The following is a 14,579-nucleotide window of genomic DNA, read 5'->3' as shown; positions in this document are numbered from 1 at the left end:
CCAAACGATTTCGGGCGTAGTTCCTCAACCTTTGATAACCTTTCGTTGTTTTGTTAAACTCTATGGATGGTAAAGGTGTAAAGGGAATAAATGGTTATATTTAAGTACTTGTGCTTTTTTGCGGCATGCAAAAAAAAAGTGCATTCTTCCCCCATATGGTTGATAGGTTAGCATTGTCCATAATACACCATACCCTACATTTAAATACGACATTATAAAAAATTTGATTTTTGTGAATTACCCGCTGTACAGCACTTTATGTAGTGTTCGTTACTTCTGGTTTTCCTCAGGAAAAACCCTTGCTACGGAACACTATTTTCAACTTTATGTGTTAACTTGGTCTTTGCGCAAAAAACTTACTACGAATACGTTCAGATTCCTATTGAACCTAAGATCATCAGGGAAATTGAGCGGAAACAAAAATCTATAAATTGAAAATTCCTTTATTAATTCTTAGTGTGATTCTTGTGTTGTTTTCCTGCAAGGAACAAAACGGCACAAAACAGGAGAGCGGGTTGGCAAGTAATAAGGATAAGTCCTTACTGGTCATATTCGCCCATCCGGATGATGAGATCGTTATTTCCCCCATTCTTTCAAAATATGCCAACGAAGGTGTAAATATTCACTCGGTTATTGTAACTGACGGTTCTAAGGGAGTAACGCCACATGCCAATATCCCTGCCGGGGATGCACTGGCTAAGGTACGATCGGAAGAGGCATTGTGCGTTACAAAAACCTTGGGCATTGATCCCCCGATATTTTTGGATTATATCGATGGGGATTTAGCCTTAAAGGAAAACATCTATACGTTGGATGACAAAATCGATAGCTTGTTTACAAAATACCAGCCCGATGTAGTCATTACCTTTGGACCCGGAGGGCAATATGGACATCCGGACCATCGTATTGTCAGTAATATCGTTACCGAAGTTTTTCAGAGGGAAGCATCCGAGTCCTTGCAACAACTCCTTTATTATGGCTTTCCCAATGAGGCTGTGGACAAGGGGCTACATTTGAAAACGGATTTGGTTAAGTGGATGAATGATAATCTGAAAACTACACAAAAGAGATTTCTTACCTATAGAATTCCTTTTGATGCGCAAAATTTGAAATTGGGACAGGAAGCATCAAGGTGTCATAAATCCCAATACACCCCAGAAGACATCGAGGATTTATTCGCTATCATGGGGCAAACAGACGGATTGATCTACTTTAGGCCTTGGAATGGGGCCAGTGCCATCAAAGACAATATTTTTGATTGATAAAAAGGGGGTGTTTGGCGAATCGTTTTAAATTCGGGATTGGTTGGTTAAGTGGTAGGACTCCCATTGTTTAGGATATTGACTTTCCTGATGATTAAAATAGACGTTATGTCCAAGTCCCATATCCTTAAATTTCAAGAATTTGTTAATTTTGATGGGAACAGGGTAATAGGAACTATTTACCTTTGTTGTCCTTAATTAAACGGAAATGAGAACCATCCCCATCAAGAACATTCTTGGTCTTATCGTATTGACCTTTACGCTTTTTGCGTGTAATTCCCCATCGGATATATCAGGAAAATTGGAGGGTGTGGCAAAAGGGGGTACAAAGCTTTACCTCATTCAACCCAATAACCTACGGGAGGTCGCTGCTTCCTATTTTGGGAAAGTCATAGATTCTGCCGTGGTAAATCCTGATGGTGGTTTTGAATTTGTCAACTTACCGAAACTCAAAGAACCCGTATTGTTGGAAATTGCAGTGCATCAACCTGGGAAGTTCCCAAATTATTTAAATACCGATGATCCGATCAGGTCAAACTATATGCCTATACTATGGCAATCGGGAGAACCACTTGAAATCACGGCCAACTTCGATGAATTCCAAAAAAGTTTTACCATCGAAGATCCTTCAGAAATCAACAGGGCCTTGTTAGCACTAAGGGATGTCAACCTAAAGGCTTATCAAACCTATCTGGAAGGAAAGCAATGGCATGTGGAAGATGGCAAGCAATTGATGGATAAGGAACATTCGGTTTTACAATACCAGACCGAGTTGATAAACTTTGCAGATAGTATGCGTCATCTTATACCTGCTCTCGTGGCGTTACGATGGGTAAGTCCACAGGATGATTATGAACGTGTGCCTGAATTTCTAGTGCGTCAATGTAACAAATGGAAAAAGGAACAACCCCAACACCCATGGGTAGAAGAGCTTTGCAAACAGAGTGAACCCGCTAATCTACCGGTTTTGGTAGGGGATGTATTTCCTGATCTACAATTACCCATGATAACCAAGGATACACTTTCGCTCAAAGACCAATTGGGCCATAAACTTACGATTATTGACTTGTGGGCATCTTGGTGTGCTCCTTGCCGATTGGAAAACCGGGAGGTTTTAGTCCCTATTTGGGATGCATACCATGACCAAGGGTTGCAGATTGTTGCCTACGGATTGGAAAGCAACGAGTCCGGATGGAAACGTGCTGTAGTGCGTGATGGGGCAGATCGTTGGTTGCAGGCATCCGATTTGCAGGGGGATGATACCCCAATCCTAAAAAAGATACGCGTACATACCATTCCCGCCAATTTCATTCTTGATGCCCAGGGCGTGGTAGTGGCAAAAAATATTCATGGATCGGCTTTAAAGGATTGGGTGAAAAATTATATGGTTAAACCCTAGTCCTGTTTATGGATCGGACATTTTATTTTGGGAATTCAAATCGACGTTGGACCGATAGGGCTATCGGTTCAAACATTGGTCCTTTCCCAAAGGGATATGGCGGAATTTGTTGCCATATAGTATCGTAAGGCCCACATGGATATGAAAATGATAATTTATATGAAAAAACTGAAATTCCCAACCGCCCAAACCATCCTAATCCTTATAGCGCTATTTGTAACGGTTTTAACCTGGTTGGTGCCTGCGGGCCAATATGATAATCTAGCCTACAATGCCCAAAGCAATACATTTACAAAAACCAGTATAAACGGGAATGTCGAATTACCCGTAACACAGGAAACCCTAGATGGACTCGATATTAAAATCCCAATTGAAAAATTTATAAATGGGGATATTTATAAGCCTATAGGAATTCCCAATACCTATAAGGAAGTCGAGTCCAAACCCCAAGGCTTGGCTGCCTTGGTGAAATCCCCAATTAAAGGAATAATCGCTGCTTCCGACATCATTTTTCTCATCCTTGTTATTGGAGGCTTGATCGGTGTGATGAATCTTACGGGGGCGTTCGATGCCGGTATCGCCTGGATGGCAAAAATGCTTAAGGGGAAAGAGTACATACTGATCATTTTGGTGACAACACTTATTGCAGCGGGGGGTACAACCTTCGGACTTGCGGAGGAAACCATGGCATTCTACCCGATATTAATTCCTGTTTTCCTCGCGGCAAGGTATGATGCGATGGTCGGACTAGCATGCATTTTTCTTGGTTCGGGTATTGGGTCGATGTGTTCAACAACAAATCCCTTTGCAACGATCATTGCCTCTGATGCCGCTGGAATAAGTTGGACAGAAGGGTTGGACAATCGTGTCATTATGTTGGTTGTTTGTTTGACAATTACCATTCTATACATTATACGGTATGCCAATCGGGTAAAGGCCGACCCTAAAAAATCTATTATTTATGATCAAAAAGAAGCCTTGGAAAAGCTATTTGGGGTAAATGAAATGGGTGCCACCATAAAATTCACAAATAGGCTGAGACTCATTCTTGTCATATTTTCATTGTGTTTTGTGGTTATGATCATCGGTGTTTCCATGCTTGATTGGTGGTTTGTGGAAATGACCGCCACATTTTTGGTAGGTGCCATTATTATTGGCTTTATTGCTAAAATAAAGGAAAATGTCTTCGTTGAGGTGTTTACAAAAGGTGCCGGGGAATTATTAAGTGTTGCATTTATTGTGGGTATCGCAAGGGGTGTGACCATTTTAATGGAGGATGGACTAATTAGCGATACGATTTTATTCCATGCAAGTTCGATAACCGAAGGCATGGGCAAAGGGCTATTTGCGAATGTCATGCTTGTCATTTATGGAGGGCTGTCCTTTTTTATGCCCTCCTCATCTGGAATGGCCGTATTGACAATGCCGATTATGTCGCCATTGGCTGATACCGTAGGTATAGGAAGGGAAATCATCGTTGATACCTATCAATATGGACTTGGTTTGTTTTACTTAATCAATCCTACTGGATTGATCCTGGCAGCTTTGGCGATTGTTAAAATTGGTTTTGATAAGTGGTTGAAATTTATTTTCCCACTTTTCCTAATGCTATTGATCACTACCATGATATTACTGACTGTTTCCGTCTATTGATAATATGGGAATTAGGAATGCCGTAAAGGAATTCGGTCAGCCCTAAGGGATATCAAATACTGGAGGGGCTGCAATTTTTTTGAAGTGCCTTAATTCAGGAATCATCCCATTTTGCACGATCACTATAATACGGGTACTGACAAAAGCATTTCGGGTCATTCTCTAGGCAGCATCTTTCCGGCTTATTGCTTTATAGACTTCAATGGCTTTATCCGATTTGAAATGAATGGTATTGTGTTGGAATAACTAAGAATGGTTAGACCATGCGGTTCTTCAATTCACTACAAATTAAACTTGGAAAATACTACTAACTTAAGTTTTTATGAATGAATCCCAAAAGTTGGGTGTGAATTAGAAAAAGAAAGCATAAGCTATTCCTAAGTTCGTGTTCTGTTTTTTTTTGCATTGCCCAAAAAAGAAGCAAAAAACGCTAGGCTGATTTTAAATTTCTTTAAATCCACGCACTTTCCGCGGCCACACCGCCCAGGCCGCTTTCACTAAAGTGAAATGCTCTATGGACGGCTTCCCCACTGCCCAATGCGGAAACCACTTGATTTAAAACGAAATCAAAAATAGGCCGTTCCTTCATTAAGACCCCGTTCAGGGGTGTGAATAATACAGAATCTTCCTATTTAGGTTAACTCGATTATTTACATAAATATCCAAATACCCAGAAATTGTTCTTGATCCGTTTTTATATCGGTAAGGGAAAAGAAGGGGTAACCATGGAATTGCCAATGGTTAAATTTAGTTCATATCTAGAAGGTGTCCACTACCAAAATATAGGTTTCAATGGGATACTCATATAAGTTCCATCCAGGGCCGGGTTGTTCTATTTATCCTTTAACACTCCTTGTTGAACCCTATTGTCATCACGACCAAGAAGTGTGATAAAATCGGTAATCCATGTTTTCTAATGCATCAAACAGAAATCACGGTTTAGAAAACAACACATATCAAGGCTCTTTCTTCTTATCTTTCTCCCCATCTTTCCCCTCATCTTTCTCGGAATACATATTGTCAATAAGTTCCTTGTATTTTTTCTGGATTACTTTTCGTTTTAATTTTAAGGTTGCGGTGATTTCTCCCGCATCTATCGTAAATTCCTTAGGGAGTAAGGTGAATTTTTTAATCTTTTCGAATTTGGAAAATTCTTTTTGGAGTTCTTCAAATCGTTTTTCAAAAAGTTCTACAATCTGATTATGTGCAATTAATTCCTCTATGTCCTTAAAGGTGATTTTGTGTTCTAAAGCGTATTTTTTCAAATTCTCGAAACTAGGGACCGCCAATGCCGTAACATATTTCTGTTGATCCCCGATCACTGCAATTTGCTCGATGAACGAATCGCTGATCAAAGCGGTTTCCAATTTTTGGGGAGCAATGTATTTCCCCCCGGAAGTTTTCATTAAATCTTTGATTCTATCGGTAATGACCAAGTTGCCTTTAGCGTCTATTTTACCGGCATCACCTGTGCATAACCAACCATCCTTGAAAACTTGGGCCGTGGCTTCGGGTTTTTTGTAATATCCTTTCATAACCCCTGGGCCTTTTACCAAGATCTCGTTATTATCAGCGATTTTAATTTGAGTTCCCTCTATGGGTTTTCCGGCTGAATTGAATTCAAAATGCGCATCCCCAAATAAGGTTACTGTCGCGGTAGTTTCGGTTAACCCATATCCACATTTGATATTAAGTCCGAATGAATGAAAGAACGAAACCAAATCCGCTGCCAAAGGAGCACCGCCACAAGGCATGAATTTTATGCGTCCCCCAAAAACATCACGCAATTTGCCCAACACTAATTTATCGGCAATTTTATATTTGATTTTTAAAGCCAATGGAACTTTTTTAGCTAACCTTTTATGTTTGTTGTAATAATCGTTGCCAATACCCAAAGCCCAACTTGCCAATTTCATTTTAGTAGGTGATGCCTCTTTTCTTTTTTCCTGTATTGCCGCGAATATTTTCTCGAAAATACGGGGAACGGTACACATTAAAGTAGGTTTTACTTCTTTTAAAACCTCTGCTATTTTTTTGGGATCTTGATTAAAATATATTTCGATTCCCTTATATAAACAGAAGAATACCCAGCTGCGTTCATAAACATGGCTTAATGGTAAAAAACTTAACGAAACATCCTTTTCAGAAACGTCCAATTCAAAATCATGCGCTTCCAACGAAGATCCAAAATTAGTATAGTCCAACATCACCCCTTTGGGCTCACCGGTTGTTCCGGAAGTATAAATAATACTCGCCAGATCAGTCAATTCGTGTTCATCATATCTTTTTTGTAGTTCTAAGTCTATCTGCTCCGAAGGTTCAAAGGCAACAAAATCCTCCAAATAAATGGATTTCTTTGACGGCTGAAGTTTAATGGTATTGGTTAAGGCTACGATTAATTTTAAATAGTTGGAAGTTTCCAGAAGTTCGTAGGCCTTATCATATTCATTTTGATTGCCGACAAAAAGTAAACTGACCTTGGCATCATGTATAATATATTCAGTTTCTTTTTTAGAGTTTGTTGCATAAATGGGTATGGTTACGGCCTTTACACGCATAATCGCAATATCCGCAATTATCCAATTTGGCATATTTTCAGCAAAAATGGCGATGTTCTGCTGTTCGGAAACACCAAAATTCAAAAGTCCTTTTGACAGTCTTTCTATTCGGTCTTCAAAATCCAACCAAGAAATACCTTCCCATTTATTCAGCTCATTATTCTTATAATGAATTGCATTTTTACTCTTAAAACGTTGGGAATTTCGTTTTATCTCCTCTACTAAGTGTTTATAAGTCATACACTGTTATTGGTTCGACATTAAAATATAGTACGGTACCTCGATCCAAGCATACAAAGTTACGAATAATTGTACTGTTTGTTTAAAAGGAAGGCCATGGTATTTTACATATTTTCCAATGGACGACCTGTATTTGAATTGAAATGTATCGATGGTCAAGACGTCTCAAATCATTCAAATATGAGGGGTGGGTATAGAGGTCTTTGACAAAAAAAACCTTAATTTAATAGGTATTGTGGCGAACAAACCAAATCCTTACCTTTCCAAACTGTTAATCACCAACCAGATAACTACATGAAAAATTATTTTTTGACTGCTTTGGCAATATGCCTGGGGTATATATGTAACGCACAAATAAGTCCGAAATGGGCACGTTACCCAGCAATATCCCCTGATGGGAATACGATTGCCTTTACCTATAAGGGAAACGTTTTTTCGGTTTTGGCTGGGGGTGGTGTCGCAAAACAATTGACATTTCATGCTGCCCATGATTATGCCCCGGTATGGAGTAAAAACGGCAAGCAATTGGCATTCGCATCCAACAGATATGGAAATTTCGATGTTTATGTGATGGATGCCCAGGGGGGTCCGGCAAAAAGATTGACCTATCATAGTAACGATGAAATACCTTATAGTTTTTCTGCAGATGACACCAGTGTACTTTTTGGTGCAAGTAGATTGGATGCTGTCGCACACAGACAATACCCAACAAGTTTACAACCGGAGCTGTATAGCGTCCCGGTCAATGGGGGTAGGGTTGACCAAGTTTTGACCGTGCCGGCCGAGAATGTTCAAGTTAATGGCGATGGCACAAAATTAGTGTACCATGATAAGAAAGGCTATGAAGATCCTTTTAGAAAGCATCATGTGTCTTCCATCACAAGGGATATCTGGATCTTTGAACCTGCTGTAGGCAAACACACGAAATTAACCCAATTTAAGGGAGAGGACCGTAATCCGGTATTTTCGAAAGATGGGAATACCATCTACTATTTAAGTGAGCGCGAGGGAAGTTTCAATGTCTTTTCCATGTCGTTGGATAATACATCACAAATCAACACCCTAACCGATTTTAAGACCCATCCGGTACGTTCGTTAAGTATAGGTAACGACAAATTGGCATTCAGTTATGATGGTGAAATTTACACCTTGACTCCAGGCGAAAAGGCCATGAAGGTCGATATCATCATCAGAACACAAGAGGACAGGAATTCCACCGCCCATATTTCCGTTAATGGGGATGTCCAAGAAATGGACGTGGCCCCCAACGGAAAAGAAATTGCTTTTATTAGCAGGGGGGAAGTTTTTGTAACCTCGATCGATGGTTCATTGACCAAACGCATTACCAATACACCGGAACAGGAACGTTTTTTGAAGTTTATGCCCGACGGTAAATCCGTAGCCTATGCCAGTGAGCGGAATGGCAAATGGACCCTTTTCAAAGCTTCGAAAGTACGTGCGGAAGAGCCTTATTTCTTTGCGGCGACCTTAATAAAGGAAGATACCTTGATTTCTGCCAAGACTGATGTTTACCTCCCTGAGTTTTCACCGGACAGCACCTATGTCGCCTATATTGAGGGTAGAAGGACATTAAAGGTCAAGAATCTTAAAACCAATGAGGTAAATACATTGTTAACGCCAAAAGAGCTTTTTCATATGGAGGATGGCGATAAGTATTTTACATGGAGTCCCGATAGCAAATGGCTGTTGGTGAATTGGGATGTATCATTAAGTAATTCCGAAGTGCTGTTGATTTCAAAGGATGGGAAACAGCGTAAGAACCTAACGCAAAGTGGCTACCACGATGCGCTCCCCAAATGGGTGAATAAAGGAAATCAAATCTTATATTTCACCAACCGGGATGGCTTAAAAAGCTATGCAACTAGCGGTAAGTCCGAAAAGGATGTCTATTCCATGTTCCTGAATCAAAAAGCTTGGGATATATTCAATACCTCAAAGGAAGAATATGACTTAACGAAGATGATCGAGGAAGCTGCGAAGGAGAAAAAAGAAGCAAACAAATCGGAGGACAAAAAGAAAAAGGAGGCAAAAAAGGAATCCAAGGAGGTAAAACCGCTTCAGTTTGACTTGGAAGATGTAGAGCAAAGAAAAGCCCGGTTAACCATACACTCGTCATTACTTGCCGATGCTGTTCTATCCAAAGATGGTGAGAAATTGTATTATCTGACCCGTTTTGAAAAAGACCTCAACCTATGGGAAACAGAAATCAGGACCAAGAATACCAAGATGCTCATTTCCCTCGATGCAAAAGAAGGAAGCTTGCAATGGGACACAAAAATGGAAAACCTATTTCTTTTGGCCGATGGGAAAATCGCTAAAGTCGATTTGAAAGCCGGTAAGATCGAACCGGTTAAACTAAGTTCGGAAATGGTATTGGATGCCGATGCGGAGCGCAGCTATATGTTCGACCATATCTGGTTACGTACCAATGGGATTTTTTACATCGCTACATTCCATGGTTTGGATTGGAAGGCCATGCGTACCGAATATGAAAAGTATCTACCACATATAGGAAATGACTATGAATTTGCCGAAATGATATCCGAAATGTTGGGTGAATTGAATGTAAGCCATGCAGGAGGACGTTTTTCCGATGATATTGATAATGGCGATAAAACAGCTTCATTGGGGGTGTTTTTCGATTATGGATATAAAGGTGACGGAATAAAGATTACCGAGGTTATAAAAGGAGGTCCTTTGGATAAGGCTGCCTTTAAGTTGAACCCGGGAATGATCATTGATAAAATCAATGGAAATACCATTGATAGTGCTATAGATGCGGCCTTTTACTTGAACCGCATAGAAGGGGATTTTACATTATTGGATGTATTGGATAAAACCGGAAAGCGAAAACAGATCACGGTAAAACCTATTTCCTTGAATGATGAAGGTGCTTTGTTATATAAACGATGGGTGAGGAAGAATGAAAAGGAAGTACTTGCAAAGAGTAACGGCACCCTAGGCTATGTACATATTCCCGGAATGAGTGATGAACCCTATCGTACCATTTATGACGAGATGCTCGGTAAGTTCAATGATAAGAAGGGTGTAATCGTGGATACCCGTTTTAATGGGGGTGGTGATTTGGTGGCAGATTTGGCCATGTTCTTCACCGGTGTACCGTTTTTATCCTATGAAACAGAGGCAAGAGTCGTTGGAGGGGAGCCCACTTCCCGTTATACAAAACCGACGTTGGCCATATTCAATGAATCGATGTACAGCGATGGTTCTTGTTTTGCCAGTGGTTATGTCGATTTGAAAATTGGAAAGACTGTGGGTATGCCTGTGCCCGGTACCTGTAGTTTTGCAGGTTGGGAGAAATTACCGAACGGTGGGCGTTGGGGTGTTGTACCGGTAAGTTCCAAGAATAAGGCAGGGGAGTGGATGGAAAACAATGAAACCAATCCGGATATCCTTGTTAAGAATCAGCCAGAAGTGATCGCAAATGGAATCGATGAACAATTGGAACGATCTATTGAGGTGCTGATGAAGGAGGTTCAATAGGTGTTTGTATAATATTTTACGGATCGGGTCTTGAATTTCCAATGAAACATCAAAGACTTTACGGTCCGGAATTTTATGAAAAGTGGATACCATGGAAAACACATAGGAATATCTTTGTCCTTTTTTGGGTTTATTGGGATTAAATAGGCACTTTTAAGGATAATCGACGTATATATACCCACCATACGATTTTTCTTGATTACTTTACAAAATGAATAAATTCGAAGATTTTAAAATTAAAAAGCAATTAAAGAAGGCCATTGCCGATCTAGGGTTTATAGCACCAACACCTATTCAGCAAAAGTCTTATTCCCCTATTCTTGGTGGTGCTGACTTTGTAGGCATTGCGCAAACAGGAACAGGAAAGACAATTGCCTATCTATTACCTATTTTACAGGATTTGAAATTTTCGGATCAACCACATCCAAGGGTATTGATTCTGGCCCCTACCAGGGAATTGGTCATTCAAATTGTCGAGCAAATAGAAAAATTAACGCCCTACATGAGTATTAGGGTAGTTGGGGTTTATGGTGGCAGTAATAATATTGACCGTCAAAAACGAGCCGTTGCCGAAGGACAGGATATTGTAGTCGGTACGCCGAGAAGGTTGTACGATCTGGCCCTTTCCAATGTCCTGAGACTAAAATCAATTAAAAAACTGGTGATTGATGAAGTGGATGTTATGCTCGATTTTGGCTATAAAACACAGTTGAAGAACATCTTTGGATACTTACCGGAGAAACGACAGAACATCCTTTTTTCTGCAACCATGACGACCTATGTAGATGAATTGATGACTGACTTTCTGGTCAATCCCATAAGGAAAACCATCGCGATCAGTGGTACACCTTTAGAAAATATCAGTCAGGAAACCTATACCGTTCCCAATTTTTATACCAAGGTCAATTTACTCAACCATTTATTGAAAGATAAGGAAGAGTATAGTAAAGTATTGATTTTTGTCGCTAGCAAAGTGAATGCCGATAGGCTGGCCGAAGTATTGGATTTCGAATCGGAAATTTCGGTAATCCATTCAAGTAAAGAGCAAAACCATCGTATCAAATCCATAGATAAATTTGAAAAAGGCACGAGTAGGATCCTAATTGCGACCGATGTAATTGCCCGTGGGATTGATATAGAAAAAATCAGTACCGTAATCAGTTTTGATACGCCATTTTATCCTGAAAATTATATCCACAGAATAGGAAGGACCGGCAGGGCCGGGGAACAAGGGAGGTCTATCCTCTTTTATAATGAAAAGGAGGAAGTTTTAAAGGATGCGATTGAAAGTTTGATGAATTACAAAATACCATTCCTTGAATTGCCTAAGGAAGTGGAGGTAAGTACAGAGCTCACCCCTGAGGAAGAAATAAAACCAATAGATCCACAAGACGAGACCGATACGGATCCCGGTATTAAAAGAGGGGCTTCCTTCCATGCGAAATCGGCCAAGAACAGTAAAGAAAGAGCAAAAGAAAAAAGCTACGAGAGAAAAATAAAACAGAAGTACAAAAAACCACAGAAACGCGGTGATAAGATCCAAAACAAAAAAAGAAAGAACAAGCGGTAAGGTTGTAAGTAAGAAATCCATTCCGGTTGGGAAGCATGGCATCTTCCAGCATTATTTAAAAAGCGTAAGTCAATTTTAAACCCCTTTAAATACCGATGGTGTAAATTGATAGGATATTTTCAAAAAGTGCGGGCACTTATTTAATAGGACATTTAATCTGAATCCCTATACATCGAATCTATGGGGGCTTTACCCTTTTAAATACCCAAACTGGAAAAGAATTGCGCCTTATGGCTGTCACCAATGGGTATACGAATATCGTCGATTACAATACGGTTCCGCTGCACGGTGCGAATAAAATTCACATTGACCACAAAGCTTTTATGCACACGAATAAATTGGTTCGGGGGAAGTTTGTCCAACAATTCCTTAAAACTTAAAAGTGTCAGAATGGTCTTGTTCGAGTCCACGATATGTATTTTCAGATAATCCTTAAGACCTTGGATGTATTGAATGTCGTCTAGGTTGATCTTTACACTTTCATGTTCTGACTTTACAAAAATGAATTTTTGGTTTTCAGTAGTTTCTCCGTGTGAAGGAAAAACATTGGCAGCCATAGGTTTTATGGGTTGTTCCTTAAGGGCCATAAGCTCCTTAACCCTGGAAACGGCTTTAATGAACCGATGGTAAGGAATGGGTTTAACCAGATAATCTGCGGCATTCAACTCAAAACCCTCAACGGCATATTGGGAATAGGCCGTCGTAAAAATAAAATAGGGACGGTTTTCCAAAGCACTTATGAATTCGAGTCCGCTTATCTGGGGCATTTCAATATCACAGAAAATAAGATCCACCTGTTTTTCTTTAATAACCGAAATGGCATCCAAAGGATTGGTATAACTACCGACTTCCTCTATAAAACCCAATTTTTTGCAATAACCCGACAATACTTCAATCGCCAAGGGTTCGTCATCAATGATTATACAGTTCATGGTTTCAGAGATTTATTATTAGATCAACTTCATAGGTTTCCCCATCGTCGGCTATTCGTAATTCATGCGAATTCGGGTAAAGGTATTTAAGTCTGTTCTTTACATTATCCAGACCCAGACCACTGCTTTTGGTTTTTGGTTTTTGATTGCCTATACTGTTCACGATATTAAAATGTATAGACTTATCTTGGATCAAAAAGTTTATTTTGATCATGGTTTTTCCATGGTAATCCGTGCCATATTTAAAGGCGTTTTCGATAAAGGAAATAAAGAGGAGAGGGGGTATTTTTTTATTGCTATCGTCGCCTAAAACTTTCAGAAGTACATTTTCACTATTCGCCAGTCGTAGTCGTTGTAGGGCCACATAGCTTCTGATATATTCAATTTCCTTACTGATTGGAACGTTGCCCCTATCGGCCTCATAAAGCATATAACGCATTAATTCCGATAGGTTTATGATGGCTTCCGAGGTGTCGTTGGATTTTTTTACCGACAAGGAATAGATCGTATTGAGGGAGTTGAATAGAAAATGCGGATTCAATTGTGCCTTGAAAAATTGTAGTTCTGATTCTACTTTTTCCTTCTCAATGGATTTTCGAAGGTTTTCATTTTTTTGCCATCCCATATAGACCCGAAGCATAGTCGAAAACAAAAAAGGGACACCAAAACTGATCAGGGACATCATGGGGAACCTAAAGGCTAGAAATTCTTGCCGATGGGGTGCCATAGGTCTCATAGGGGGCATGGGATTCGTAAGGTCCTTCGGGTCAAAAGGAGGGAACACCCTATGCATTACATAGATAAGAAGCCCCAAAAGTACTATAGAGACTGTTATATAGACCTTTTTTTTGCCGTTGAGCAAAAGTTGGGGTACCAGAAAAAAGTAATTGAAATAGAACAGCAATATTGCTGTTGGAATTTTTATTAAAACGTAATTGGGCATGGGACGCGATAGGGCAAGAAAGGGGTATAAAACCAAACCGTAAAGGGCGCACCATATAAAGACATGCATTAATATTTGTGGAATGTTTTTCTTTTGAAGAATCATTCAATATCTTGTTTTGAGAATATGAACCTCTAACCGTTCAAGGTCTTCGATAGATAACCTGGGGTCTTCACCATTCAATAATTTATCAATGACCAGATCCGCTGTTTTTTCCGCATCCACGGCTGAGGTAAAGGGGTGACTCCCTTGTATTGCCGGAACGCTTTCCTGCTGGATCAACAACTTTTTTTGATGTAAGATACGATAACCAAATCCTTTGTCCACAACAAAAATCTCTGCATGTATAGGCAATTTTCGTTCTGATTGGTTTCCAAGATAAAGGGCCCCACCCAGTAGTAACACGCCTAGCCCTACAAAAATCAATATGTTTTTTAATTTGGATTTCATTTTTCTATATTTATGAAATGGGGCGGTACTTACTCAAAATACCGCCC

General features: G+C 39.8%; 10 protein-coding genes. 5 read left to right on the top strand and 5 right to left on the bottom strand.

Going from position 1 to position 14,579, the window contains the following annotated elements:
• Positions 1-431: 431 nt before the first annotated feature.
• From HPE56_RS09010 to HPE56_RS09000, 3 genes are all read left to right on the top strand, one after another.
• Positions 432-1,262 (top strand): PIG-L deacetylase family protein, encoded by an 831-nt coding sequence (locus tag HPE56_RS09010; protein ID WP_188243438.1) that lies wholly within the window; start codon positions 432-434, stop codon positions 1,260-1,262.
• Between the two features lie 208 nt (positions 1,263-1,470).
• Entirely contained in the window at positions 1,471-2,661 is a 1,191-nt protein-coding gene (locus tag HPE56_RS09005; protein ID WP_188243437.1) for a TlpA family protein disulfide reductase, read from the top strand.
• 159 nt (positions 2,662-2,820) lie between these two features.
• Complete coding sequence (locus tag HPE56_RS09000; protein ID WP_188243436.1) at positions 2,821-4,314, top strand: YfcC family protein; 1,494 nt, start codon at positions 2,821-2,823, stop codon at positions 4,312-4,314.
• A 451-nt stretch (positions 4,315-4,765) separates the two neighbouring features.
• On the opposite strand, the gene HPE56_RS08995 is transcribed toward HPE56_RS09000, so the two are convergent.
• Together HPE56_RS08995 and HPE56_RS08990 are read right to left on the bottom strand one after the other, a co-directional pair.
• A complete protein-coding gene (locus HPE56_RS08995) occupies positions 4,766-4,903 on the bottom strand; it encodes a hypothetical protein (RefSeq protein WP_188243435.1) in 138 nt (45 codons plus the stop codon).
• A gap of 367 nt (positions 4,904-5,270) precedes the next feature.
• Entirely contained in the window at positions 5,271-7,112 is a 1,842-nt protein-coding gene (locus HPE56_RS08990; RefSeq protein ID WP_188243434.1) for an AMP-dependent synthetase/ligase, read from the bottom strand.
• A 294-nt stretch (positions 7,113-7,406) separates the two neighbouring features.
• Here HPE56_RS08990 and HPE56_RS08985 point away from each other — a divergent pair, with 294 nt between their 5' ends.
• Positions 7,407-10,637 carry a S41 family peptidase gene (locus HPE56_RS08985; RefSeq protein WP_188243433.1) on the top strand — a complete coding sequence of 1,077 codons (3,231 nt, stop codon included), beginning with the start codon at positions 7,407-7,409 and terminating at the stop codon, positions 10,635-10,637.
• A gap of 211 nt (positions 10,638-10,848) precedes the next feature.
• A complete protein-coding gene (locus tag HPE56_RS08980; protein WP_188243432.1) occupies positions 10,849-12,207 on the top strand; it encodes a DEAD/DEAH box helicase in 1,359 nt (452 codons plus the stop codon).
• Positions 12,208-12,404: 197 nt separating this feature from the next.
• On the opposite strand, the gene HPE56_RS08975 is transcribed toward HPE56_RS08980, so the two are convergent.
• Genes HPE56_RS08975 through HPE56_RS08965 form a run of 3 tightly spaced genes read right to left on the bottom strand, consistent with a single transcriptional unit; the run spans position 12,405 to position 14,532 of the window.
• Positions 12,405-13,139, bottom strand: coding sequence for a LytR/AlgR family response regulator transcription factor (locus tag HPE56_RS08975; RefSeq protein WP_188243431.1), 735 nt, complete (start codon positions 13,137-13,139; stop codon positions 12,405-12,407).
• A gap of 4 nt (positions 13,140-13,143) precedes the next feature.
• Positions 13,144-14,187 carry a sensor histidine kinase gene (locus HPE56_RS08970; RefSeq protein ID WP_188243430.1) on the bottom strand — a complete coding sequence of 348 codons (1,044 nt, stop codon included), beginning with the start codon at positions 14,185-14,187 and terminating at the stop codon, positions 13,144-13,146.
• Entirely contained in the window at positions 14,188-14,532 is a 345-nt protein-coding gene (locus HPE56_RS08965) for a DUF4907 domain-containing protein (RefSeq protein WP_188243429.1), read from the bottom strand.
• Positions 14,533-14,579: the final 47 nt, after the last annotated feature.

This window comes from Maribacter aquimaris (assembly GCF_014596745.1).
Lineage (GTDB): Bacteria > Bacteroidota > Bacteroidia > Flavobacteriales > Flavobacteriaceae > Maribacter_A > Maribacter_A aquimaris.
The sequence above is the reverse complement of the archived record's forward strand: the minus strand, read 5'-3'. Positions and strand labels throughout refer to the sequence as shown.